This window comes from Mesopusillimonas faecipullorum (assembly GCF_020539505.1).
In the GTDB taxonomy this organism is placed as follows: Bacteria; Pseudomonadota; Gammaproteobacteria; order Burkholderiales; family Burkholderiaceae_B; genus Mesopusillimonas; species Mesopusillimonas faecipullorum.
This window is the reverse complement of sequence record NZ_JACDXW010000005.1, coordinates 1-24,493: the sequence shown is the minus strand read 5'-3', so window position 1 is coordinate 24,493 and position 24,493 is coordinate 1. Positions and strand designations below refer to the sequence as shown.

At 58.0% G+C, this 24,493-nt stretch carries 24 protein-coding genes, 1 tRNA gene and 1 rRNA gene; 17 read left to right on the top strand and 9 right to left on the bottom strand.

Annotated features, from left to right (window positions below; all coding sequences use genetic code 11):
* Window positions 1-154: 154 nt before the first annotated feature.
* The 4 genes from dctP to H0484_RS10180 form a co-directional block, all read right to left on the bottom strand.
* Complete coding sequence (dctP, locus tag H0484_RS10195) at window positions 155-1,129, bottom strand: TRAP transporter substrate-binding protein DctP (protein WP_226954494.1); 975 nt, start codon at window positions 1,127-1,129, stop codon at window positions 155-157.
* Between the two features lie 122 nt (window positions 1,130-1,251).
* Entirely contained in the window at window positions 1,252-2,814 is a 1,563-nt protein-coding gene (gene pgi / locus H0484_RS10190) for a glucose-6-phosphate isomerase (protein WP_226954493.1), read from the bottom strand.
* Between the two features lie 62 nt (window positions 2,815-2,876).
* Window positions 2,877-3,281: a hypothetical protein gene (locus H0484_RS10185; protein WP_226954491.1), complete on the bottom strand. Its 405-nt coding sequence runs from the start codon at window positions 3,279-3,281 to the stop codon at window positions 2,877-2,879.
* Window positions 3,282-3,283: 2 nt separating this feature from the next.
* Window positions 3,284-3,616: a YnfA family protein gene (locus H0484_RS10180; protein WP_226954489.1), complete on the bottom strand. Its 333-nt coding sequence runs from the start codon at window positions 3,614-3,616 to the stop codon at window positions 3,284-3,286.
* 139 nt (window positions 3,617-3,755) lie between these two features.
* On the opposite strand from H0484_RS10180, the gene H0484_RS10175 reads away from it, so the two are divergent.
* Complete coding sequence (locus H0484_RS10175) at window positions 3,756-5,327, top strand: phytoene desaturase family protein (RefSeq protein ID WP_226954487.1); 1,572 nt, start codon at window positions 3,756-3,758, stop codon at window positions 5,325-5,327.
* Between the two features lie 18 nt (window positions 5,328-5,345).
* On the opposite strand, the gene H0484_RS10170 is transcribed toward H0484_RS10175, so the two are convergent.
* Window positions 5,346-6,017: an alpha/beta hydrolase gene (locus H0484_RS10170; protein ID WP_226954485.1), complete on the bottom strand. Its 672-nt coding sequence runs from the start codon at window positions 6,015-6,017 to the stop codon at window positions 5,346-5,348.
* Complete coding sequence (yjgA, locus tag H0484_RS10165) at window positions 6,014-6,568, bottom strand: ribosome biogenesis factor YjgA (protein WP_226954815.1); 555 nt, start codon at window positions 6,566-6,568, stop codon at window positions 6,014-6,016. The genes H0484_RS10170 and yjgA overlap by 4 nt, the downstream gene beginning before the upstream one ends.
* Before the next feature lie 132 nt (window positions 6,569-6,700).
* Between yjgA and pmbA the strand changes: the two genes are divergently transcribed.
* The 6 genes from pmbA (at window position 6,701) to erpA (ending at window position 11,662) form a co-directional block, all read left to right on the top strand.
* Window positions 6,701-8,071, top strand: a complete 1,371-nt coding sequence (gene pmbA / locus H0484_RS10160; RefSeq protein WP_226954483.1) for a metalloprotease PmbA — start codon at window positions 6,701-6,703, stop codon at window positions 8,069-8,071.
* Window positions 8,072-8,373: 302 nt separating this feature from the next.
* Complete coding sequence (rplM, locus tag H0484_RS10155) at window positions 8,374-8,802, top strand: 50S ribosomal protein L13 (protein WP_226954482.1); 429 nt, start codon at window positions 8,374-8,376, stop codon at window positions 8,800-8,802.
* A gap of 9 nt (window positions 8,803-8,811) precedes the next feature.
* Window positions 8,812-9,204, top strand: a complete 393-nt coding sequence (gene rpsI / locus H0484_RS10150; protein ID WP_226954480.1) for a 30S ribosomal protein S9 — start codon at window positions 8,812-8,814, stop codon at window positions 9,202-9,204.
* Window positions 9,205-9,368: 164 nt separating this feature from the next.
* Window positions 9,369-10,433: an N-acetyl-gamma-glutamyl-phosphate reductase gene (argC, locus tag H0484_RS10145; protein WP_226954478.1), complete on the top strand. Its 1,065-nt coding sequence runs from the start codon at window positions 9,369-9,371 to the stop codon at window positions 10,431-10,433.
* Between the two features lie 42 nt (window positions 10,434-10,475).
* Entirely contained in the window at window positions 10,476-11,234 is a 759-nt protein-coding gene (locus tag H0484_RS10140; protein WP_226954476.1) for an HlyD family secretion protein, read from the top strand.
* Between the two features lie 62 nt (window positions 11,235-11,296).
* Window positions 11,297-11,662, top strand: a complete 366-nt coding sequence (gene erpA / locus H0484_RS10135; RefSeq protein ID WP_226954474.1) for an iron-sulfur cluster insertion protein ErpA — start codon at window positions 11,297-11,299, stop codon at window positions 11,660-11,662.
* 141 nt (window positions 11,663-11,803) lie between these two features.
* On the opposite strand, the gene H0484_RS10130 is transcribed toward erpA, so the two are convergent.
* Window positions 11,804-12,946 (bottom strand): anhydro-N-acetylmuramic acid kinase, encoded by a 1,143-nt coding sequence (locus tag H0484_RS10130; RefSeq protein WP_226954473.1) that lies wholly within the window; start codon window positions 12,944-12,946, stop codon window positions 11,804-11,806.
* A gap of 21 nt (window positions 12,947-12,967) precedes the next feature.
* The gene (locus H0484_RS10125) at window positions 12,968-14,344 is read right to left on the bottom strand and encodes a M23 family metallopeptidase (protein ID WP_226954471.1); all 1,377 of its coding nucleotides are present in this window, start codon (window positions 14,342-14,344) and stop codon (window positions 12,968-12,970) included.
* Between the two features lie 235 nt (window positions 14,345-14,579).
* Between H0484_RS10125 and tyrS the strand changes: the two genes are divergently transcribed.
* The 8 genes from tyrS to H0484_RS10085 all read left to right on the top strand — a co-directional run bounded on the left by tyrS (window position 14,580) and on the right by H0484_RS10085 (window position 20,508).
* Complete coding sequence (gene tyrS, locus H0484_RS10120) at window positions 14,580-15,818, top strand: tyrosine--tRNA ligase (protein WP_226954470.1); 1,239 nt, start codon at window positions 14,580-14,582, stop codon at window positions 15,816-15,818.
* A gap of 20 nt (window positions 15,819-15,838) precedes the next feature.
* Complete coding sequence (locus H0484_RS10115; RefSeq protein ID WP_226954469.1) at window positions 15,839-16,468, top strand: YbhB/YbcL family Raf kinase inhibitor-like protein; 630 nt, start codon at window positions 15,839-15,841, stop codon at window positions 16,466-16,468.
* Between the two features lie 94 nt (window positions 16,469-16,562).
* On the top strand, window positions 16,563-17,807 hold the full coding sequence (gene glyA / locus H0484_RS10110) for a serine hydroxymethyltransferase (protein ID WP_226954468.1): 1,245 nt from the start codon (window positions 16,563-16,565) through the stop codon (window positions 17,805-17,807).
* 39 nt (window positions 17,808-17,846) lie between these two features.
* Window positions 17,847-18,320: a transcriptional regulator NrdR gene (gene nrdR, locus H0484_RS10105; protein WP_226954467.1), complete on the top strand. Its 474-nt coding sequence runs from the start codon at window positions 17,847-17,849 to the stop codon at window positions 18,318-18,320.
* Window positions 18,321-18,331: 11 nt separating this feature from the next.
* The gene (gene ribD / locus H0484_RS10100; protein WP_226954465.1) at window positions 18,332-19,462 is read left to right on the top strand and encodes a bifunctional diaminohydroxyphosphoribosylaminopyrimidine deaminase/5-amino-6-(5-phosphoribosylamino)uracil reductase RibD; all 1,131 of its coding nucleotides are present in this window, start codon (window positions 18,332-18,334) and stop codon (window positions 19,460-19,462) included.
* 10 nt (window positions 19,463-19,472) lie between these two features.
* Entirely contained in the window at window positions 19,473-20,099 is a 627-nt protein-coding gene (locus H0484_RS10095; protein ID WP_226954463.1) for a riboflavin synthase, read from the top strand.
* Between the two features lie 11 nt (window positions 20,100-20,110).
* Window positions 20,111-20,284, top strand: a complete 174-nt coding sequence (locus H0484_RS10090) for a hypothetical protein (RefSeq protein ID WP_226954462.1) — start codon at window positions 20,111-20,113, stop codon at window positions 20,282-20,284.
* A 133-nt stretch (window positions 20,285-20,417) separates the two neighbouring features.
* Window positions 20,418-20,508 (top strand) — tRNA-Ser (locus tag H0484_RS10085).
* A gap of 174 nt (window positions 20,509-20,682) precedes the next feature.
* On the opposite strand, the gene thiC is transcribed toward H0484_RS10085, so the two are convergent.
* Complete coding sequence (thiC, locus tag H0484_RS10080; protein WP_226954461.1) at window positions 20,683-22,614, bottom strand: phosphomethylpyrimidine synthase ThiC; 1,932 nt, start codon at window positions 22,612-22,614, stop codon at window positions 20,683-20,685.
* A gap of 535 nt (window positions 22,615-23,149) precedes the next feature.
* On the opposite strand from thiC, the gene H0484_RS10075 reads away from it, so the two are divergent.
* On the top strand, window positions 23,150-23,986 hold the full coding sequence (locus tag H0484_RS10075) for a sulfite exporter TauE/SafE family protein (protein WP_226954460.1): 837 nt from the start codon (window positions 23,150-23,152) through the stop codon (window positions 23,984-23,986).
* 412 nt (window positions 23,987-24,398) lie between these two features.
* Window positions 24,399-24,493 (top strand): 16S ribosomal RNA (locus H0484_RS10070); the annotation flags it as partial.

The window sequence follows — 24,493 nt, the reverse complement described above, 5'->3', positions numbered from 1 at the left end:
ATCGGCGTGATGCGTGCTCTTTAAATAAGAGCTAAGTTGCCGAACAAAGTTTCATATTGCTCGGCGTAAGTGCGATCGGCAATAAGAGTAAAAAAACCCCGCAGTGCACACACACGGCGGGGTTTGGCGCTACAGCAGCAAAACGGGCAACAGCTTAGTTTTGGCCGCCCAACAGCTTGCGCAGTTCAGCACCATACTTGGGGCTGCCCTGGTCAATAGCCTGCCAAGCGCTTTCGGTCGCTTTAGCGGTGAAATCGGCAGCTTGCTCTGGGGTCAGCTCGATAAGCTCGATACCGCCGTCAATGACTTGCTTGAGCTCTTTTTCGGCCAGCGCCGCATCTTCAGCCATGGCAGCATCCTCCAGCAGGCGCACGCGCTCTTGCAAGAAATTGCGCTGCTCGTCGTTAAGTTTGTTCCAAGTGTTTTGGTTAACAAACAGGCTGACTTCTACGTTGTAAAAGCCGGGGTCAATGAGGTATTTGGTTTTTTCTTGCCAGCCCAAATCAAAAATCCCCACGCTGGGCCAGCCATAGCCGTCAACCACGCCGCGTTCCAGCGCCGTATAGACTTCGCCGGGAGGCACTTGCAGGGGGTTGGCGCCCAAGGATTGGAAGAAGGCGCGGTAAATTGGCACGCTGCGCAGCTTCATACCCGAGAAGGAGCCGTCCGTTGGCTTCTTGGTCGTCCAGATATGGTATTTGAGGCCTTCGGTCGTGCGGCCCAGCCAGACCATATTGCCTTTCTCGCGCAGAATCTTGTCCATGAGCTCGAAGCCGCCGTTGTCGCGGAGTTCTTTCATGCTCAGGGGCGTGAAGCTCAGTGCCAGGGCTTCGGGAACCATATTGGCGAAGAAAACGCCCGTGGTGTTGGCCATGTCGATGACGCCGGCGCGCACGGCGTTACCGACCTCGAACGGGGGCATGGATTCCGGGCCGCCCACAAAGTTGATTTGTACGATGCCTTTGCCGTTTTCGTTAACGTCTTTGACGAAGCGCTCGAATTTGCGATCAAAGAAAGAGTCTTTGGAGAAAGCGCTAGCGGCTTTCAGCGTGACTTCTTGAGCCTGTGCGGTGAGAGCAGCCAAGCCCAGAGCCAAGCCGAGGCCCAGTTTGGTAAGGTTGAACTTCATGAGGGGGGGACTCCTGGTTTGCAGCAAAGTGCATGGGTTGTAGCGACATATGCAAGTTTATGCATTGCGCACTATTTTACACTTCAAGCATATGTGGGGGATGGGGGTAAACCTTAGCAATATTAAGGCTGCCTTAGATGTTGTACCCAATACGTCGTCGAGGCGTCATGGGTGTCGCTGGCAGTGCTTTCTCCGCGTAGTGCCGCAGCGATGCCGTGAGCAAGGACTTTGCCGTATTCCACACCCCACTGATCAAAGGGGTTGATGCCCCACACTACGCCCTGAACAAAGACTTTATGTTCGTAAAGCGCAAGCAGGGCTCCCAAGGCATAAGGGGAAAGGCGCGGCAGGACAATAAGGGTGGAAGGCCGCCCGCCCGGATGCACACGATGATGGGCCTGTTCTTGGGCCTGCTCCAAAGATAGGCCTGCTTGCAGGCATTCGTTCAGGGCGGTCTCGTAGTCTTTACCCTGCATCAGGGCTTCACGCTGTGCCAGGCAGTTGGCTATCAGCATCAAATGGTGATCCGGCCAACGGTGGTGGGCGGTCTGGCAGATGATGAAGTCGACGGGCGCGCCGTCGCTACCTTGATGCAACCATTGAAAGAAAGTGTGCTGGGCATCGGTGCCGGGCATGCCCCACACCGCCGGGCCGGTGGGCACTTGCACCGGCCTACCGCTGTCGTCCACGGATTTCCCCAACGACTCCATTTCCAATTGCTGCAGATAGGGCACTAGGTTGGTGAGGCGAAAGTCGTAGGGGGCGATGTTCAGTGAGCCATAGCCCAGGACGCTGCGGTTGACCACGCCGGACAAGGCCATTTGTATGGGGACGTTGCGCTCGAAAGGCGTCTGCGCAAAATGCGTGTCCATGGCCGAAGCCCCCATTTGCATGCCGGCGACAATGTCGCTGCCCACCGTGAGAGCGGTGGTCAGGCTAACGGATGACCATAACGAGAAGCGCCCTCCGACCCAGTCCCAGAGCTTGAAGATTTGAGTGTCTGGCACCCCCCATTGGGCGGCCAGATCGGGGCGTGCCGTGACGGCAGCCACATTGGAGTAAGGGTCTTCTACGCCCGCACTGCGCAACCATTCAAGAGCGCGCTGGCCGTTTTCCAGGGTTTCTGCGGTAGTAAAAGACTTACTGGCCAACACGATCAGCGTGTCGTGGGGGTTCAAGCCCGAAAGCGCGCCCTCGATGGCGTGGCCGTCTATATTGGCGGCAAAGCGCACTTGGCGCCAGCTGCGGGCATAACCAAAACCTGCGACTGCCAGCCGCACCCCCCAGTCGCTGCCGCCTATCCCAATATGAACGATGTCGCGCCAGCGGCGCTCGGAGTCGGCTTTGCGCACGAAATCATTCACGCGCTGACGTTCCAGGGCAACCTCTTGCGAGGGTGCTACCGCACGCAGCATGGTGTGCCAGGCTGCGCGATTCTCGGTATGGTTGACGGCGGCGCCTGAAAACAGCTGTGCGCGTTTGTTGTCAAAGTCGCGCGCTTCAAGCAAGGCCTGCCCGGCTGCCTGCAGCTCGGCGGAATACACCTGCCCCGTAAGGTCTACGCTAAGCCCTGCAGCGGGAAGGATATGCGTTTCCGAGGCGTCCACCTTCGCGGCCTTGGCCGCTAGGACAAACTGCTGCCATTCGGATAACTGCTGTAGGGGGGGATTGGCAGAGTGCGTCATACGTGGTTGGGGCAGCTGGCGCGGCAGAAGTGAATTTGGCGGATTGTAGCGCTCTCGCAAGTCTAACGGCGTCCCCACAAGCTCTGGCGATCCAGCAGTTCGTGCACGATGTGCTGATTGGCATCTAGGCAGCGACGCAGTGCCTTGGGCAGGCTGCTGCGGGTTTTCTTACACAAGCCCGGTTGAGGCAGCATTTCGATATGCAGGCCGCGCACGGTGCGTACTTCGCCATCGCCGGCGCTGACCACTAGCCTGACGCCCAGTTGCTGGTAAATAAGATCAAGCACGCGCATCAAGTCTTCGTAAGAGTGGATGCGTTCGATACGCGCGATCAAGGCTTTTTCTTGCTGGGCGGTCAGCAGGCGTACGCGTGCGTCGGCCTCGGGCGCGTCCAGCAGTTCAAACTGGCAGTCGCAGGCGCCTGTGGGGCAAGGGGTACGAAAAGGTTGTCCGGGCAACAGCGTCATGGTTAACGAGCGACGGGTTGAAGAGCGATGATGGCCATGCCAGTCAGGGCGATAAGCGCGCCGGCGGCGTCCCAGCGTGTTAAGGCAATACCTTCTACAAAACGAAGCCACAGCAAGGCGACCGCAATATACATACCGCCGTAAGCAGCATAGGTGCGTGCCGCCGCCGATGGGTGTAGGGTTAGCAGCCAGGCAAACAAAGCCAGCGATGCCGCAGCCGGCAGCAGCAGCCATGGACTTTTGCCTTGGCGCAAGACCAGCCAGGGAAGATAGCAGCCGATAATTTCGGCGACAGCCGTTACGGCAAACAGTAAGAAGATGCGCAAGGCTTCCATGGGGGCATTCGGCATTTTTAAGAGCGTCAGCCCTAATCATATCGCGCCGCGATGGCCGCTTGCTTGGCAAGCCTGTATTAAGCAGGGTAGGCGAGCGTAGAATGCCAACGGTCTGCTAATAATGAAGAAGGAGAGAGCTGTGACTTATGACGCGGTCGTGATTGGGGCCGGCCACAATGGCTTGGCTGCAGCGGTGCATTTGGTCCACAAAGGTTGGAAAGTGGCCGTGGTCGAGGCAAATGAAGCACCGGGCGGGGCGGTCAAGACCCGCGAGCTGACGCTGCCGGGTTACCGTCACGATCTGTGCGCCATGAACTTGTCCATGTTCGCCGGCTCTGCATTTTTCAACCACTACAAGCAAGAACTGACGGCGCACGGCTTGGATTTCGTGCCTGCGCCACACTGCTTCGCCAGTGTTTTTCGCGACGATACTTTCTTGGGTGTAGGCACCGATGTAGAGCAAACGGTGGCGGGTATTGCGGCTTTGTCTCCGGCTGACGCCCAGGCCTGGCGCGAAATGCTTGCCGATTTTTCCCGGGTCGCACCGCACTTGTTTGGCGTTTTGGGGGCGCCTATGCCTTCACGCGCTTTGGCGCCTGTGCTTTGGCGCGCCTGGCGGCAGTTGGGCACCCAGGGCGTGTACGGCATGCTGCGACTGGTGCTGTCTTCGCCCCGTGATTTTCTAGATGCGCATTTCGAAAACGATAAGCTCAAGGCGATGATGGCGGCCTGGGGCCTGCACCTGGACTTTGCGCCCGATACCGCAGGCGGCGCCATGTTCCCTTACCTGGAATCCATGTCCAATCAAGCCTTCGGCATGGTCATAGGCAAAGGGGGCGCTGACACCATCATCAATGCCATGACGGGGCTGCTACGGGCCAAGGGGGGCGAGCTTATGCTCGGCACGCCGGTATCCGAAGTGAAGCTGCAGAACAAACATGCGCAAGGGGTGGTGCTGGCGGATGGTCGTTTTCTGGCAGCCAAGCGGGCCGTGATTGCCAACGTGAACCCACAATTGGTTTTTGGCAAGCTGGTGCCGCCCGGCACATGCCCACCTGTGTTCGAAAAAAATGTCCGCAAATTCCGGCCTGGTCCGGGCGCCATGATGATGCATTTGGCGCTCTCTGGCTTACCCGATTGGAAGGCTGGTGAGGCACTTAAGCAATATGCCTATGTGCACATAGCACCGGATATGGCCATGATGTCCAAGGTGATGACGCAGGCTTTGGATGGCCAACTGCCCGAAGAGCCGGCTTTGGTGGTGGGGCAACCCACGGCGATAGACCCTGGTCGTGCGCCCGACGGCCACCACGTGTTGTGGGTGCAGGTGCGGGTGGTGCCGGGTGAAATTCGTGGCGATGCGTTAGGCCAGATCACCGAGCGCGACTGGGCATCGGCCAAGCATGCTTACGCAGAGCGCGTGCTGGACATCATCGAACGCTATGCCCCCGGTCTGCGCGGCAAGATACTGGGGCAGGCTGTTTATTCGCCTGCCGACCTGGAAGCCGAGAACCCCAATTTGATCGGTGGCGACAGCTTGTCGGGCAGCCATCACCTGGATCAGAACTTCCTGTTCCGGCCCGTTGCAGGATATTCGCGCTACCAAACGCCGCTTAGCGCGCTTTATCTGTGCGGAGCATCAACCTGGCCTGGCGCCGGCACCGGCGCCGGTTCGGGCTTCATGCTGGCGAATATGCTGGCCAAGCGCTAGGCAGCAGCGGCGTCCAGCTTAGGCCAGCACGCGACGCAGGAAATCCGCAATGTCCTGGATTTCCTGCGCGCATACGGAGTGAGGCATGGGGTAGGTTTTCCAGGAAACGTCGTAACCGTTGTCTATTAGCTGCTTGCAGGAATCCAGGGCGCGTTGCAGCGGAACCACGGGGTCGTGCGTACCGTGCGCCAGAAAAATAGGGGTTTTCTGATTGGCGTGGTGTGCTTCGTCGGTAAGCGTTTCGGGCATGGGAAGGTAGCCCGATAGCCCCACCAGACCGGCCAGCGGCTCTTCCAGGCGCAGGCCCGATTGCAAGGTCATGGCGCAGCCCTGAGAAAACCCCGCCAGTACGATGTGGCGCGTTGCGATACCGCGAGCGTTCTCGCGTGCGATCAGGGCTTGAATCGCTTGTTGGGATTTGCGTATGCCTTGTGCGTCTTCGCGCTGAGCCAGGTCGGCGTTGCGAATGTCGTACCAGGCGCGCATGGCCATGCCGCCATTGATGGTGACAGGTTGAATCGGGGCGTGCGGGAACACAAAACGTATGGCGGGGCTGGCCGGCAGGCGCAGTTCGGGCACGATGGGGGCGAAATCATTGCCGTCGGCCCCTAAGCCATGCAGCCAGATGACGGCGCGCGTGGGATTGGGGGCGGTTTCCCTTTCCAGGGTCTCCAGCAATTGGGTCGTCATGTTGACTCCGGTTCGTCTATCAAAGTTTTCAAGGCTTGGAATAGGGCGCGATAGTGCTTGCGTTGTGGGCTTTGGCCTTGCAGCAACTGCGTGTTGGCTTTGGCTTCTTTGCGTGCTTCGCGTATCAGCGTGCGCAGGCGCGTAATGTCTGTGCTCGGGTAGTCGTTGAGCAGCTTGGTCAGCATCTCGTCATCGTCGATCAGGCGATCACGTATGGCTTCCAGGCGATGCATATGCGCGGTTTGCTGGCGCGAACCATGTGCCCAGGTTTCCAATTGCTGACGGATGGCCTCGGCATCGACGTCGCGCATCAGTTTGCCCACGTAATGCACCTGTCGGCGGCGCCCCTCGCGAGCGTTGGTACGCTGCGCCAATAAAATGGCGTCGTAGAGCCTGTCGCTAAGCGGTAGGCGCTTAAGCTGGTCGGTCGACAGGTCTATCAATTGCTTGCCCAAATCCAGCAGGGCATGCATGTCGCGCTTAAGCTGGGATTTACTGGGCGGCCGGGGCAGGTCGTCGTCGGGCGCGTCGTCGAAGTTGGGGTCGGACATCGGAGTCAAGGTGTGTCGGCACGGTGGTGCGGGTGGCAGTCAAACCCAAGCATTGCAACAATACAGCCGTGCTGGCTAGGGTAGGCTTTAATTTAGCGATATGATAACCGCCTCTACTATTACGATGTTCCCATGAACAAAACTGCACGCCCCTCTTATCTGCGCATCGAAGAAAACCAGCCGCTGTTTTGCGATTTGGCGCAACAGACCCTCAAGTATGCGAGCTCTCTGGGCGCATCCGATGCGGTCGCCGAAGTGTCGGAAAGCCGAGGCCTTTCAGTGTCCGTGCGTAATCTGGATGTCGAAACCGTCGAGCAAACCAATGATCGCGGCCTGACCGTCACGGTGTTCTCCGGTCTTAAGCGTGGCTCGGCCTCCACCTCTGATTTTTCCACCCAGGCTTTGCGCGACACTGTTGATGCGGCTTGGCACATTGCGCGTTACACCGCCGAAGATCCCTGCGCCGGTTTGCCCGACGCCGATACTCTGGCAACGGAATTTCCCGACCTGCAGTTGCATTGCCCCTGGGGTGTAAGCGCCGACGAAGCTGCCCGTATTGCCATGCAGACCGAACACGCAGCGCGCGCGGTCAGCCCTTTGATTACCAATACTGAGGGCGCCTCGGTCAGCTCCTTCGAGGGCCAGTTTATATTGGCCAATACCCGCGGTTTCATGGCGGGTTTTCCATATTCGCGCCACTCGGTATCGGTGGCGCCCATTGCCGGCAAAGGCGATGGCATGCAGCGTGACTACTGGTACACAGCCGAACGTGACCCTGCCAATCTGTCGCGCCCCGCTGCGGTAGGTCGTTACGCTTCCCAGCGTGCCTTGTCGCGTCTTAGCGCGCGCCGCATTAAAACAGGCCGCTACCCGGTGTTGTTCGAGGCGCCGCTGGCGGTAGGTTTGTTGGGGGCCTTGGTGCAGGCCACCAGCGGGGGCGCCCTGTATCGTAAATCCAGCTTCCTGGTCGACTCCTTGGGCAAGCCTGTCATGGCCGACCACATCGATGTGCTCGAAGACCCTTTCGTGCCTGGCGCCATGGGCAGCAGTTATTTCGACGACGAAGGCGTGCGCACCCAGCGTCGTCAGGTAGTGCACGGCGGAACCCTGCAAGGGTATTTTCTTTCCACTTACACCGGACGCAAGCTGGGCATGCCTACCACGGGCAATGCCGGCGGTTCGCACAATCTGTTTTTGAGCTCGCGGCTAACTCGCAAAAGCGACAACCTGCGCGCCATGCTCAAAAAAATGGGTACAGGCTTGCTGGTCACCGAGCTGATAGGTCAAGGCGTCAACTATTTAACGGGCGACTATTCTCGCGGAGCCTTTGGCTATTGGGTCGAAAATGGTGAAATCCAGCACGCTGTCGAAGAAATCACCATCGCTGGAAACCTGCAAGAGATGTTTCGCCAAATCGTGGCCGTGGGCAGCGATGCTATTACACGCGGCGCCAAAACCAGTGGTTCGGTGCTGATAGAGCAGATGGCGGTGGCCGGTCAGTAAAAGGGCTTGCCACAAAACGGGGGCGTCGGCCCCCGCCGCTTGCTTGCAGCTTGGCTGCGCCTGCCCCTTTGTGCTAAGATGGTGGGCTTTTCGTGGGTTTGGGGGCTTTACGCCTATTTTGGTCTAGCTGGTTTTTGGCGTACGCCAAGCCAAATACACCACCTAAAACACCTGCAAAAAGCTGTTCGGGTGTGCTTTAACGCTAGTCGTACAAAAGCAGCCTGCCAGGCCGAAGGCGTACGGGCGAAACATAACGCCCTGGCAAATCGGCAACTCATTTCATTCAATTTAGGAACACCATCATGAAGACCTTTGTGGCCAAGCCGCATGAAGTCAAGCGTGACTGGTACGTGATCGATGCCAAGGGCAAAGTGTTGGGTCGTGTGGCCAGCGAAGTCGCACGTCGCCTGCGTGGCAAGCACAAACCAGAATTCACGCCCCACGTTGATACCGGTGACTACATCGTCATCATCAACGCTGCAGAGATCGCCGTTACCGGCAACAAGGCTGAAGACAAACGTTACTACCGTCACTCGGGCTATCCCGGCGGTATTACGGAAACCAACTTCCTGAAGATGCAGCAACGCTTCCCCGGTCGTGCCTTGCAGAAGGCCGTCAAGGGTATGTTGCCCAAAGGCCCCCTGGGTTATGCCATGGCCAAGAAACTCAAGATTTACGCTGGCGCCGAGCATCCCCATGCCGCCCAACAGCCTAAATCGCTGGACATCTAAGGACAGGTCATGATCGGTAACTGGAATTACGGAACCGGCCGCCGCAAAACCTCGGTAGCGCGTGTGTTCCTGAAAAAAGGCTCTGGCAGCATCGTGGTCAACGGCAAGCCCGTTGATGAGTACTTCGCTCGCGAAACCGGCCGCATGGTCGTGCGCCAGCCTCTGGTGCTCACCAACCACCTCGAATCGTTTGATTTTCACATCAACGTGCACGGCGGCGGCGAAAGCGGCCAAGCCGGTGCGGTCCGCCACGGCATTACCCGTGCGCTGATCGACTACGACGAGACCCTCAAGCCCGCACTCAAGCAGGCTGGTCTGGTCACGCGCGATGCCCGTGAAGTCGAACGTAAGAAAGTCGGTTTCCACAAAGCACGTCGTCGCAAACAGTTCAGCAAGCGTTAATCCGCTTACTGCGTCTGCGCCAAGCGCACGCGTTACCTTTTTGGGGCGCGTGCGCTTTTGCTTTGGTGCGCTGAAATTGTCACGCCTTTTACCCGCTCGAAGCCCATTCGAGGGGCAGGTGTTGCATAATTCCATTTTTGGCCTTTTTGTTTTCAGGTGATGTCATGGCTGCTGCTTCGGCTCCTTTGATTCGTGTGGGTATTGTGGGCGGTACCGGTTATACCGGTGTCGAACTGCTGCGCCTGCTGTCGCGCCACCCCAACGTGAAGTTGCACGCCATCACTTCACGCAAAGAAGACGGCTTGCCTGTCGCCGAGATGTTCCCCAATCTGCGCGGCGCGGTCGACTTATGTTTTCAAACGCCCGAAAAAGCGGCCCTGGATCAATGCGATGTGGTGTTCTTTGCCACCCCCCACGGCGTGGCCATGGCGCAAGCGCGCGAACTCATCGCCCAAGGCGTGCGTGTCATCGACCTGGCGGCTGATTTCCGCCTGCAAGACATCGCCCAGTTCGAGCAGTGGTACAAAATGCCGCATGCCTGCCCCGATGTGCTGGCCAGCTCTGTGTATGGGCTGGTCGAACTGAATCGCGAACAGATCCCCGGCGCCAAAGTAATAGGCAACCCCGGTTGCTATCCCACAACGGTGATTCTGGGCTTGCTGCCCTTGCTGCAAGCCAAAAAACCCCTCATCGACCTGAGCGATATCGTTGCCGACGCCAAGTCGGGTGTGTCGGGTGCCGGGCGCAAGGCCGAAGTGGGTACTTTGTTTTCCGAAGCCAGCGACAGTTTCCGAGCTTACGGTGTGTCCGGCCATCGCCATCATCCCGAAATCGTCGAGCAATTGGACCGCATCGCTGGTCAGCCGGTGGGCCTGACCTTCGTGCCTCATTTGGTACCCATGATTCGAGGCATGTTCACCACGTTGCATCTGCGCATTCTGCCCGAAGCCCTCGATACCGACTTCCAAACCCTGTACGAACGGCACTACGCCACCGAGCCTTTCGTTGATGTCATGCCGCCCGGCAGCCTGCCCGATACGCGTTCCGTGCGTGCCTCGAATACGCTGCGTATTTCGGTGCATCGTCCCCAGGGCGGGCGTAAGCTGGTTGTGCTGGTGGTGCAAGACAATCTGGTCAAGGGCGCATCGGGTCAAGCCATTCAGAACATGAATCTCATGTTTGGCCTGCCCGAGGCCACCGGGCTAGAGCAAGTCGCCGTTTTGCCATAGTGCATTACGGAACTTGTTTACGTTTCAACGATCCAAGTTCCTATGGCAACTGAAGACGACGAACCCCTTCGCAGTGGGCCGCCTTCGCAGGGTGGCTCAACACCCCCAACTGTCTTGAGTTCGCCCGGGCGGGGGTGGTTGGCCCGGCATTGGGCGGCGCTGCTGTTGGGGCTTATAGTAGGGGCGGTAGCGGCTTATGTTTGGGGGCAGCAAGATCTCAGTGCGCGTGTCGAACTGGCTTTGGCTGACGCCAAACAAACCAGGCAAGTGCTGGAATCCGAGCTGCAGGCACAGCGCAACCGGACTGAAAACCTGCAAAGCCAGCTTTTGCTGGAACAGGGCACGCGTCAGGGGCTGGAAACCGCCCTTAAAACCGCGCAGGCCGAGTTGGGGCAAGCACGCGAAAAAGTCGCTTTCTTCGATCAGTTGCTGCCGTCTGGGCCCGGAGGTGCTGTCAGCGTTCGAGGTCTTGATATTGTGCCGCAAGGCGCCATATTGTCTTATAGGGTCTTGCTGACACGGCAGGCCCCATCCAGTGGTACGGTTTTCGAAGGTCGTTTGATGTTCGAAGCCAAAGGCAAACAAGGCGGCAAAGAGGTAGAGCTGCCACTAGAGTTCCTCGCTGATGCCAAGGCCACAGAAGGTTCTACCGAGCGGCCCGTATCTTTTGAATGGTTTTTACGCCAAGAAGGTTTCCTGAAACTGCCCCCTAACTTCGAACTCACCGGCTTGGTGCTGCGGGTGTACGAAGGTAAGGCACTCAGGTTGTCTCACACCCTCGATTTACCCTTGGCGTCGTAGTCCCGTAAAATAGGGGTGTATTTCTTTTTTGCCATGCAGCGCTGTGCTGCCGGAGTATTCATATGTCACTTGCTGAATCTGTCGATCTGCAAACGCCGCCTCCCGCATTGGTGTTCACCGATGCCGCCGCCGAGAAGGTCAAAGATCTTCTTGCCGAAGAAGGTAACCCCGACCTCAAACTGCGCGTTTTCGTTCAAGGGGGCGGGTGTTCCGGCTTTCAGTACGGTTTCACGTTCGATGAAAGCATCAACGAAGACGACACTACCGTCGACAAAGGTGGCGTTCAGTTGCTGATCGACCCCATGAGCTACCAGTATTTGTTCGGTGCCGAAATCGACTACAAAGACGATCTCGAAGGGGCTCAGTTCGTTATCCGTAACCCCAACGCAACGTCTACCTGCGGTTGCGGTTCGTCCTTCGCACCTTAAACAGTTTGGGCTGCGGGCCTAATGGGCCTGTAGCGCCATTGCTTAGGTAGTTAAAAAAGCCACCCCGGCTAGGCTTGGGTGGCTTTTGTTATATGCATACCCACAAAAAAATTGGGGCTTTGTGGGCGATTCAGGAAGGCATCAAGCGGGGTACAAGCAGCCCAATATGCGTGCGCCTTTTGCGCCTGTCACCGAAGGTAGGCTTGCCGCCAGCCCTTGCAGGTAGGCATGCGCCAGCCAAGCAAAGGCTGTGGCTTCCACCCATTGCGCAGGTAGGCCGCGCTCGTCAGTAGAGATGACTGGGCATGGCAAATGCATAGCCAGTGCAGCCATCAAACTGCTGTTGTAGGCGCCGCCGCCGCATACCAATACCTCGGATGCTTGCGGTGCATATTGCCGCACGGCCTGGGCAATAGTGCTTGCCGTAAGTGCCTGAAGCGTGGCTTGGATGTCTTGGGGGCGCAGACTATTTGCCTGGGCGGGGGCGCTAGGCAGGCGCTCCTCCAGCCAGGCCAGGCTGAAAAGATCCCGACCGGTGGATTTTGGAGGGGGTAGGTCAAACCAGGGCTCGGTACTTAGCAGGTGTGAAAGCAGATCTTTGCTGACCTGACCGCTCGCGGCCCAACAGCCATCTGTGTCGTAAGCCTGACCAGTGTGTTGCTGGCACCAAGCATCCATCAGCATATTGGCGGGGCCGGTGTCAAAACCGCAGGGAGGGCTATTGGCCGTCAGTATCGTGATATTGGCGATACCGCCCAGATTCAGCACTACGCGGCTGTCATCATCATGCTGAAACATGGCCTGGTGAAAAGGGGGCACCAAAGGTGCGCCTTGGCCGCCCGCTGCCACATCGCGTGAACGAAAATCGGCCACTACGGCAATGCCGGTAAGCTCTGCCAGCAAGGCCGGGGCATTCAACTGCAGGGTGTAACCCGCCTCGGGGCAATGCCGTATGGTCTGGCCGTGGGCGCCGATAGCGCGTACCGATTCTGCCGCTATGTTTGCGCAAGCCAGTGCCTGCTTGCTGGCTGTGGCGTACAGTCGCGCAAGTGCTTGGCTGGCCAGGGCGGAAAGATGAAGCTCGTTATGACTGGGAAGATGCAGGGCAAGCAAAGTCTGGCGCAGCGCAGTCGGGATATCGACGCTGGCGTGGGCCAGCAGCGCTGGGGCTTGCCCTGGGCGAAATTGAGCCAATACGGCATCCACAGCATCCAGGCTGGTGCCGCTCATGATTCCTATGAAGAAATCTGCCGGCGCTGCGGGGTTCGACGAAACGACCGGCATGCAATACCGCTTAAGCTTGGTTTAGCGCTGGGCCAGCAGGCTGCGGTTATCCTGCAAAGCCGCCAACATCTGAATGTGTTGCTGGTGGCCGCCTAAGGCAACCATGAAGGCTTGGCGTTCCTTGCCTTCCAGGGTTCGGGCCAGCGGCACATCCACCGACAAGGGATTGATGGGGGCGTTGTTGACGCGCACTTCGTAGTGCAAGTGCGGCCCTGTGGCCCAGCCCGTAGAGCCCACATAACCTATCAATTGGCCTTGCTGAACGCGGCTGCCTTTTCTAAGGCCGGCGGCAAAACGGCTTTGATGGGCGTAAACGCTGGAGTAACGGTTGTCGTGTTTGATATAGATGACATTGCCGTAGCCGCGTTGCTGGCCGATAAAAGTCACTTCGCCCTCGGCGGTGGCATGAATGGGCGTGCCATTGGGGGCAGCGTAATCCACGCCCTTATGGCCGCCCCAGTAACCATGTACCGGGTGCTTGCGCATGCCAAAGGTGGAGCTGACGCGACTGAATTTCAAAGCGCTGCGTAGGAACATGCCGCGCAAGCTTCGACCTTCAAAATCGAAATAGCCGCTGCTGCCATCGGGTGAGTCGAACCAGATGGCATTATGGACTTCGCCACTATTCTCGAACTCGACGGCCAGCACGCGGCCAGAGCTGACTGTTTGGCCCTGATGAGTATAGGTTTCGTAAACCACACGAAAACGGTCGCCCTTGCGCAGATCGCGACCGAAATCCACGCGGCTACCGAGAATATCTGCCATTTGCATGGTGATGTTGTCGGGAATGCCGGCTGCGTCGGTGGCGCCGAATAGCGAATTTTGAATGACGCCCTCGGCCAATTGGGTGTGGGTGCCTACGGCCTGGCTGTCTTCGACGGCCTTAAAGCCGTCTTCGGTAGGAGTGATTTCAAGCCAGCGCGAGAGTACCTGCCCACCCTGGCGATCGGCGGGGGTGTGGTGATAGCGCAGCCAAGCCAGTTTGCCTTCCGCATCGTGCGCGGCCTGTACCGAACGCCCTGGGTAAAGCTTATATATCGTGCGCGCAGAAGGGTCACGGGTTAAAAAGCCAAGTAAGCCTTTTTGTTCGATGCCCAGGCGCTGCAGGATGGCTGCCAGCGTGTCGCCGGGCTTAACGCGAGTCTCTTCTATATAGAAGCCGTTTTGTGCGGGTGGCGCTGTTGGGGTAAGGGCCGAAAGGGCTAAAGGCACCGAGGTTTCGGTTTGGCGCGGCAGAGCGCTGGCGTCGGGTTGCAGCAAAGCCAGTAAACCCGCAGTGGCTAACAAGCCGGCACTCAAGGTCAGCAAGCTGCGGCGAAGCAGCCGACGATGCCGGGGGCGGCCAGTATCTAGGGGGGTGTAGCGGGGGGTGGCGCGCGTATCCTCGGAAATCGGCATTGTCTTCGTACGTGGCTTGCGTATTAGGCGAAATAAGAGAGTCGAGGCGCTAGAACCGCCTGGCGGGCAGCGGGGACTCTGATAATATGGCTGCTGCGCAGCCCGTTTTAGAAGGGCGCGCGTCATGGGTATGCAGGTAACCTGTGGGGGTACCGCAACACTGCCGAGTATCCTAGTGCATTTCCCGTGACTTTTCTAGTTTTTTTACTACTTTATTTGATATAACGGTTCGTTCATGAAGTCGTCGCCCGAAGTTACCCTCAGCCCTGAAGTGCAAGCCGACCTGAGCGTCGCCAAACGGGGTAGCGACGAACTGCTCGTCGAATCCGAATTTGCTGCCAAATTGGCGCGTAGCCGCGCTACCGGCGTACCCCTGCGCATCAAGCTGGGCTTGGATCCCACCGCACCCGATATTCATTTGGGGCACACGGTGGTGCTCAATAAAATGCGCCAGCTGCAAGATCTCGGGCATACGGTCATTTTCCTGATCGGTGACTTTACCTCCCTGATCGGCGACCCTAGCGGGCGTAACGCTACGCGTCCCCCCTTAAGCGCCGAGCAAATCCGCGCCAACGCCGAAACCTACTACGCGCAAGCCAGCATGGTGCTCGACCCCGAGCGCACCGAAATACGCTACAACTCAGAATGGTGCGACCAGTTGGGTGCCCGAGGCATGATTCAATTGGCCTCGCGCTATACCGTGGCGCGCATGATGGAACGCGAAGACTTTACGCGACGCTTCAAGGGCGGTATCCCCATCTCGGTACACGAGTTTCTCTACCCGCTTATGCAGGGTTATGACTCCGTGGCGCTCAAGGCCGATCTCGAACTGGGCGGCACCGACCAAAAATTCAACCTGCTGGTGGGCCGCGAGCTGCAAAAAGAATACGGTCAAGAGCCCCAGTGCATTCTGACCATGCCCTTGCTGGAAGGCACGGACGGCGTCGAAAAGATGTCCAAGTCCAAAGGTAATTACATAGGCATCTCCGAACAGCCCGACTCTATGTTTGGTAAGTTGATGTCTATCTCCGATACCCTGATGTGGCGCTATTTTGAGTTGCTGTCCTTCCGGCCAGTAGCCGATATTCAAGCCATGCAAGCCCAGGTAGAGCAAGGCGCGAACCCGCGCGACATGAAAGTCGCGCTTGCGCAGGAAATCGTCGCGCGCTTTCATACCCAGCAAGACGCCCACGATGCGCTGGCGCGCTTCGAAGCGCGTTTCCGCGACGGCGCCATGCCCGAAGACATGCCCGAAGTGCAGCTCGCTGGTGCGCCGCTGGGTATCCTGAAAGTATTACGCGAGGCAGGTCTGGCGGCTTCGGCCTCCGAGGCGCAGCGTAACGTCGAGCAAGGCGGGGTGCGAATCGATGGTTCGCGCGTCGAAGACAAGTCTCTGCTGATGCAGCCCGGTACCTACGTGCTGCAAGTAGGTAAGCGCAAGTTTGCCAGGGTGACGCTCAACGCGGCGCCCTAAGCTTCATTCAAGGAGTCCGCATGAAACTGAGTAGCCGTTCCTTTACCGAACAACAGTTCATTCCCTCACGCTACGCTTTTTGCCGTATCGCCGAGACAGCGCACGTCGCGCTGGCCGAGAACGTCAATCCGCATCTGGCTTGGGAAGGGGCCCCCGAGGGGACGCGATCTTTCGTGGTCATTTGTCACGACCCCGACGTGCCCAGCAAACCAGACGATGTCAACCAAGAGGGGCGTGAAGTCCCTGCCGACTTGCCGCGCGTGGATTTCTACCACTGGGTGCTGGTCGACCTGGCCCCGACAGTCAACGAGATTGTCGAAGGCAGTTTCTCGCAAAACATTACCCCCCGTGGCAAGGGCGGCCCCTTGGCCCCCAACGACACGCGTCAAGGCATCAACGATTACACCCACTGGTTTGCTGCCGATCGCGACATGAGCGGCGACTATTTTGGCTACGATGGCCCATGCCCGCCTTGGAATGACGCCTTGGTGCATCGTTACGTTTTCACTGTCTATGCGCTTGACATCGACACTGTTCCCCTAGAAGGAAAATTGCCGGGCGCCGATGTGTTGGCCGCGATTCAAGGTCATGTGCTGGGCCAAGCCTCATTGACCGGGCGCTACACGCTTAACCCACGTTTAGCAGGCTGAACCTCCAATCGCGTTAAAATAAGCGGTTTCGTGCTTTTTGGGTGTGATATGCGCGGCGCCGGGCTTACACACCACCTATATTCAGGGATTTTCCATGTTTGACCGTTCCGTCACGCTTGACCAGGCCGACCCCGACGTCTGGGCAGCCATCCAGAAAGAAGACTTGCGTCAAGAGCAGCACATCGAGCTGATCGCCTCCGAGAACTACGCCAGCCCCGCCGTCATGCAGGCGCAGGGCACGCAACTGACCAACAAGTACGCGGAAGGCTACCCCGGCAAGCGCTACTACGGCGGTTGCGAGCATGTCGACGTCGTCGAACAACTGGCTATCGACCGTCTCAAGCAACTTTTCGGTGCCGAAGCCGCCAACGTGCAGCCTAACTCGGGTTCGCAGGCTAACCAGGGCGTTTATAACGCCATCCTTAAGCCGGGCGACATCGTCTTGGGCATGAGCCTGGCTGAAGGCGGCCACCTTACCCATGGCGCTTCGGTCAACCAATCGGGCAAGCTCTACAACTTCTTGCCTTACGGCCTGGATGCCGACGAAGTGCTCAACTATGCCCAGGTTGAAGAGCTGGCCAAAGCGCACAAACCCAAGCTGATCGTGGCGGGTGCTTCTGCCTATGCGCTCAAAATCGATTTCGAACGCATGGCCCGTATTGCGCACGACAACGGCGCGCTGTTCATGGTTGATATCGCCCATTACGCCGGCCTGGTTGCCGGTGGCGTGTACCCCAACCCCTTCCCGCACGCCGACTTCGTCACCTCGACCACGCACAAATCGCTGCGCGGCCCGCGCGGTGGCGTCATCATGATGAAGTCCGAATTCGAGAAAGCCGTTAATTCGGCCATCTTCCCAGGCATTCAGGGTGGCCCTCTGATGCACGTCATCGCTGCCAAGGCTGTAGCCTTCAAAGAGGCTTTGCAGCCTGAGTTCAGCGATTACGCCGCACAAGTCGTCAAGAACGCTCAGGTATTGGCTAACACCTTGGTCGAACGCGGTTTGCGTATCGTTTCCGGTCGTACCGAAAGCCACGTCATGCTGGTCGATCTGCGCGCCAAGGGCCTTACCGGCAAAGACGCTGAAGCCGCTTTGGGTCGTGCACATATCACGGTCAACAAAAACGCCATCCCCAACGATCCAGAAAAGCCTTTCGTCACCAGCGGTATCCGTCTGGGTACGCCGGCCATCACTACCCGGGGTTTCAAAGAAGGCGAAGCCGAACTCACGGCCCATCTTATTGCCGATGTGCTCGATCACGCCGACAACGAAACGGCCATCGCTGACGTGCGTGCGCGCGTCAACGAACTGACCGCGCGTTTGCCGGTCTACCGCTGATACCCCCGCCCCGGTTGCCCCGGGGCCGGCAAGCAAGCCATGAAATGTCCATTCTGCAGCTGTGTCGATACGCAGGTCATCGATTCCCGGGTCTCCGAGGAAGGCGATACCATTCGTCGCCGTAGACGTTGCCAGCAGTGTGACCGTCGCTTCACTACCTACGAACGGGTCGAGTTGACCATGCCGGCGGTGGTGAAACGCAATGGCTCGCGCGCCGAGTTTGATCTGGGCAAATTGCGCGGTAGCTTGAAACTGGCGCTGCGCAAACGCCCGGTCAGCATGGAGCAAATCGACGCTGCGGTGGCCCATATCGAAGAAAAGCTGCTTACCAGCGGCCAACGGGAAGTCAGTTCCGGCGAGCTGGGCGAGCTGGTGATGGCCGAATTGCGCAAGCTGGATCAAGTTGCTTTCGTACGCTTTGCTTCCGTCTACAAAAGCTTTGAAGACATAGGCGAATTTGTACGCACCATAGACGAAATCAAGGAAGCCCCGGATCGCCAGGGCCATTCCTAGCAAGGTGCGGCATGGATGATGCCAGCTGGATGCGCCAGGCCATCGCGCTAAGCCGCGAGTCTTTGTTTCTGACAACACCCAACCCGCGAGTGGCTTGTCTGATTGTGCGTGAGGGTAAGTTGCTGGCTAGCGGCGTCACCCAACGTGCTGGTCAGGCCCATGCCGAAGTCATGGCCCTGCGTGATGCTTCCCAGCAAGGGCTGGATGTCGCCGGAGCCACCTTTTACGTCACCCTGGAACCCTGCAATCACCATGGGCGCACGCCGCCGTGTGTAGATGCTTTATTGTCTGCCCGACCCGCGCGTGTGGTTGTGGCCATGCAAGACCCCAACCCTTTGGTGGCGGGAAAAGGGCTGGCGCGATTGCGAGCCGCCGGCATCCAAGTCGAGACCGGCGTTTGTGCCGAAGAGGCGCTGGCAGTGAATCCGGGCTTCATCGCCCGCATGACCCGGGGAACGCCTTGGGTATGGCTCAAGACAGCGGCTTCGCTAGACGGGCACACTGCGCTACATAACGGCGCCTCGAAATGGATCACCAGTTCGGCAGCGCGCCAAGACGGTCAGCATTGGCGGGCCCGCAGCTGTGTGGTGCTAACGGGGATAGGCACGGTGCTGGCAGACGACCCCCAGTTGAATGTGCGCGATATCGCCACACCCCGGCAACCCGTGCGTGCCGTCATAGACAGCCAACTGCGTATAAGCCCCACGGCACGCATGCTGGATGGCGAGCCCGTTTGGGTCTTCACCACGCGCAACGACCCGGACAAGGCCGCGCGTTTGGCCGAACGCAATGCGCAAGTCATTGTGCTGCCCGCACACAACCATCGCGTGCATTTGCCCGCCCTGATGCAGTGGTTAGGTCAGCACGATATCAACGAAGTGCACGTCGAAGCCGGCCCCATTCTTAATGGGGCCTTGCTGCAAGCCGGCTGTGCCGATGCTTTGCTGGTTTATTTGGCGCCTCTATTGCTTGGCGACGCTAGGCCCATGTTTGATTTGCCCGCGCTGAAGAGCCTGGGCGATGCTCATGCCTTTGAGTTTACCGACATGGCCCGCGTCGGCGCCGATCTGCGCGTGTGTGCGCAGAACAAAGAAAATTGGCAGGCGCTACTGGCTGCCGTGCAGCCGCGCCCATCTGTTTAAGGAGAGCAGGATGTTTACAGGAATCGTGCAGGCCGTCGGCCGCATCGTAAAGGTCGAGCCGTTGCAGCAGGGCGACGATGCGGGCGTGCGCCTGACAGTGGATGCTGCTGATTTTCCTTTAACGCGCACCCGCTTGGGCGACTCCATCGCCATTCAAGGCGCGTGCATGACCGTCATCGAGTTTTCCGAGCATCAATTCAAAGTCGATGTTTCGCGTGAGAGTCTGAATCGTACGGTAGGCCTTTCGGCTGCCGGCGAAGTCAATCTGGAACACGCCATGCGACTGGGGGATTCGCTGGATGGTCATATCGTCTCGGGCCACGTAGATGGCGTGGGCGAGGTTGCGCGTTTTGAACCTGTGGGCGAGTCTTTCCTGCTGCAAATCGCGGTGCCTGCCGAGTTGGCCCATTACATGGCCTATAAGGGTTCGGTAGCTGTCAACGGCGTCAGCCTGACAGTGAATGAAGTACGCGATACCGACAGCGGATGCGTCATTTCCATCAACCTGATCCCGCACACGGTTCAAGTGACAAGTCTCAAGTATTTGACGCAGGGCAAACCCGTCAATCTCGAAGTAGACACAATTGCCCGCTATGTCGATAGAATGCTTGCCAAGGGCGCGTACCAGCGTTCGTAAGGGGAAGAAGCATGTTTTTCGGCAACAACACGATCATGGTCGCCTTTGTGGTGGGCGTGGTGCTTATCTTTATTGGGGTAGGCTTTCGCGACCGAAACCCAGGCATGATATTGCTGGGCTTGGGGTTTCTGGCGGTGCTCTACGCCTTGGTACGCAAGGCGATAGAGATATTTGGCGGGGCTTGAAACCCCCAAAATTGCCCGGCCCAACGCTTGGCCCTTATATCTGCTAAAATGGCTGGCTTTGTTGCATTGCCAGCTGGAATTAGTCAAATTAGCATTTAAAATGCTTTTTGCTTTACGCGCAGCGCACAAATTAGGACAGGTGGCCGAGTGGTTGAAGGCGCACGCCTGGAAAGCGTGTATACGTGAATAGCGTATCGGGGGTTCGAATCCCCCTCTGTCCGCCAGGGATACATCTTAGGTAGTCTAAGAAACTCTAAAAGCCCCGTAGAATCAAATCTCTGCGGGGCTTTTTGTTGTCCGGGGTACGCCAAGCGCCTTCTCGGGAAAAGGAAATCCACAGCCTGTCATTGATAACTACATGACAGGCTGTGCGAGAGATCATGGCGGCCTGCTTTGTATCACTCCACACTATAGAGTTTAGCTCCCTGTTTAATGAACTCTACAGCCTTTTCCTGCATGCCCCGCTGTAGCGCGGCCTTCTCTCCCAGGCCATGTTTTTGCGCATATTCGCGTACGTCCTGCGTGATCTTCATGCTGCAGAAGTGCGGGCCGCACATGGAGCAGAAGTGCGCCACTTTCATGGAGTCCTTGGGCAGTGTCTCGTCGTGGAAGGCACGGGCAGTGTCCGGGTCCAGTCCGATGTTGAACTGGTCTTCCCAGCGGAACTCGAAGCGTGCCTTGGACATGGCGTGGTCCCGAAACGCCGCGCCAGGAAATCCCTTGGCCAAATCGGAGGCGTGCGCGGCGATCTTGTAGGTGATGATGCCGGTCTTGACGTCATCCTTGTTGGGTAGACCCAGGTGCTCCTTGGGGGTCACATAGCAAAGCATGGCCGTACCGTACCAGCCTATCTGCGCCGCGCCGATGCCGCTGGTAATGTGGTCGTAGCCCGGCGCGATGTCGGTGGTCAAGGGTCCGAGCGTGTAGAACGGCGCCTCATGGCAGTGTTCCAGTTGCAGGTCCATGTTCTCCTTGATCATCTGCATGGGCACATGGCCGGGGCCTTCGATCATGACCTGCACGTCGTGCTTCCAGGCGATTTGCGTCAGTTCACCCAGGGTTTTCAGTTCGGCAAACTGGGCTTCGTCATTGGCATCCCAGATGGAGCCGGGACGTAGGCCGTCGCCCAGCGAGAAGGCCACATCATAGGCCTTCATGATTTCGCAGATGTCCTCGAAATGCTCGTAGATGAAGCTCTCACGGTGGTGCGCCAAGCACCACTTGGCAATGATGGAGCCGCCACGCGAGACGATGCCGGTCATGCGATCAGCCGTCAGCGGCACGAATGGCAGGCGCACGCCAGCGTGAATGGTGAAGTAATCCACGCCTTGCTCGGCCTGCTCGATCAGCGTGTCGCGGAAAATTTCCCAGGTCAGTTCCTCGGCCTTGCCATCGACCTTTTCAAGCGCCTGGTAAAGTGGCACGGTGCCGATGGGGACGGGAGAGTTTCGCACGATCCATTCACGGGTTTCGTGGATGTGCTTGCCGGTGGAAAGATCCATCACCGTATCGCCGCCCCAGCGAATGGACCAGGTCATCTTCTCGACTTCCTCGGCGATACCCGAACTGACGGCGGAGTTGCCGATGTTGGCATTGACCTTGGTGAGGAAGTTGCGACCGATCGCCATCGGCTCGCTTTCGGGGTGGTTGATGTTGGCCGGGATGATGGCGCGCCCGCGCGCCACTTCGCTGCGCACGAACTCGGGTGTGATGACGTTTGGAATGGCCGCGCCAAAGGATTGGCCCGGGTGTTGACGCGTCATGCGCTCAGCCATCTTTGCGCCTTGCGGACCGCTGTTTTTCAGAGTCTCGATGTATTGCTCGCGGCGCAGGTTCTCGCGGATGGCGACGAACTCCATCTCTGGCGTGACGATGCCGCGGCGCGCATAGTGCATCTGGGTGACGTTGCGGCCGGCCTTGGCGCGCTGAGGAGGGCGCTGAAGTCCAAACCGCATCGCGATCAGCGCGGGGTCCTGCAAGCGTTCTTGACCGAAGGCGCTGCTGGGGCCATCGAGCCGGTCGGTGTCGCCGCGCTCTTCGATCCAAGCGGCCCGTAGCGCGGGTAACCCCTGGCGGATATCGATGTGGGCAGCCGGGTCGGTGTACGGCCCACTGGTGTCATAGACCGTAATCGGCGGGTTGACCTCTCCACCGAACATGGTGGGTGTCTCGGTCAACGTGATCTCGCGGAACGGCACGCGGATGTCGGGGCGCGAGCCGGTCTGGTAGACCTTGCGGGAAGACGGCAGCGGCGCGACGGCAGCGCTGTCCACAGTGGCGGACGCGGCCTCGAAGGCTGTCTTGGCTTGGCGGGAAACGGGTGAATTCATCGAAAGCTCCAAAAAGAAAAGGTTTGGAGCCGATACGGGGACATATACCAGCCGCATCTGGGCGCATGCGTCCCAAGCGGGTGGTACACGCGCTCCCAGCGTCGGCATTATCCGTACTGGTGCAAAGGGACTCTCTCAACCCACGAACTGACGATGAAACCAGTCCGCAAGTACCCCTGCGTGAAGTGACAAGTATAGCGTGTTGGGTTGATCAAGGCGTTGCAGGGCTTCGGCCTTGCCCTGCTGCAAATCGTCATGAAGCCCCGCCTCTGCTGCCAAGGAGGTATCTTAGGTAGTCTAAGAGACGCTAAAGCCTCGTAGAATCAAGTGGCTGCGGGGCTTTATATCGTTCAGAGCACGCTAAGCGAGGCTATGGGCGTACTCAGCTTCCTTTGGCATTGGGTAATGCCTAGGAGAGTAGCCAAGCCTCCATAAAGATGGCACCATCACTTCTCCGAAAAAAGCATGCGGTTTTCAAGGTTTTATCGACCTTGCCGATACTCTCATCCTTTGCGCTGATTCCAGGCTGTAATTCATGGACGCTTTGTTGGCACACGGATCTGTTTGGCTGTTAAGCGCCTGCCTGGCCTTGTTGGCTAGTGGCTTGTTGGCCGGGGTTTTGGCCGGGCTGCTCGGGATTGGGGGCGGAATTGTCATCGTTCCGATTCTCTACTATATCTTTCGTTTGCTCCATGTAGACCCCAGCGTTTTGATGCATGTAGTTGTGGGTACTTCTTTAGCGACGATTGTTCCCACTTCCATTATGAGTAGTCGGGCTCATAGGAAGAGTGGCAATTTGGACATGGCTGTTGTCAAGCGGCTGTTACCAGGCGTGCTGATCGGGGTTCTGATCGGGGCGCTGACTAGTCGATACTTGGCGGGGGAGTGGTTGACGGGCATTTTTGCCACGATGGCGATGCTAATTGCCATCAAGATGGCTTTTGATTTTAAAGCGGCCAATTTAGGTGCAACGCTGCCATCGCGTTTTGTTACGGGCCTCTTTGGATGCTTTATCGGTGGGGTATCGACTCTCATTGGCGTTGGCGGCGGCACCTTGAGCGTGCCCATCCTGTCCAGTTTCAACATTCCAATGCGTATTGCTGTGGGTACGAGCGCGTTGGTGGGGGTGTTCATCAGCATCCCTGGCACGCTGGCATTTATGATCAACGGCTGGGGTGCTAGCGCACTGCCACCATTAAGCGTGGGGTACGTCAATTTATTAAGCTGGATACTGATCGTACCTGCCAGTATGCTGAGTACCGCTTGGGGGGCAGCGTTGACAAGCCGAATCAACGCTCGCTACCTTCAATATGTGTTTGCTGCTTTTTTAGTGGCGACATCTATCCATATGTTCTATGGGCTGATCAAGTAAGCGCCGGGTGGCGATCAGCTCTGCTCATGCTCAAGACCTTCCTGACGATCTAGCGCTTAGATGTTAAGTCGATTTGACACACCTAAAAAAAGCGTGCATAATTTCGTTTCTCTGCTGCTGACACAGCAAAACGCCCACACGGCGCAGCGCAGTCAGCGGCAAGTAGTGAAAAGCAGTTGAATGAATTTTAGCAGTACCCTGTTCTTTAACAACGAAACAACCGATAAATGTGGGCGCTTGGAATGCGTGTCGCCATTGGGCAGCAATGCCCGAGCGAAGTAACCAAGTGCTCACAGTGAAGAAGCCAAGTTTTTATGTCAAGTAAAAGCTCTGGATTTTTCTTTGAGCATGCGACGTAGTCGCTGTCTACTTCGGTGGGCAGCTACTATGTATTAGTACTTATACAGAGATTGAACTGAAGAGTTTGATCCTGGCTCAGATTGAACGCTAGCGGGATGCTTTACACATGCAAGTCGAACGGCAGCACGAGAGAGCTTGCTCTCTTGG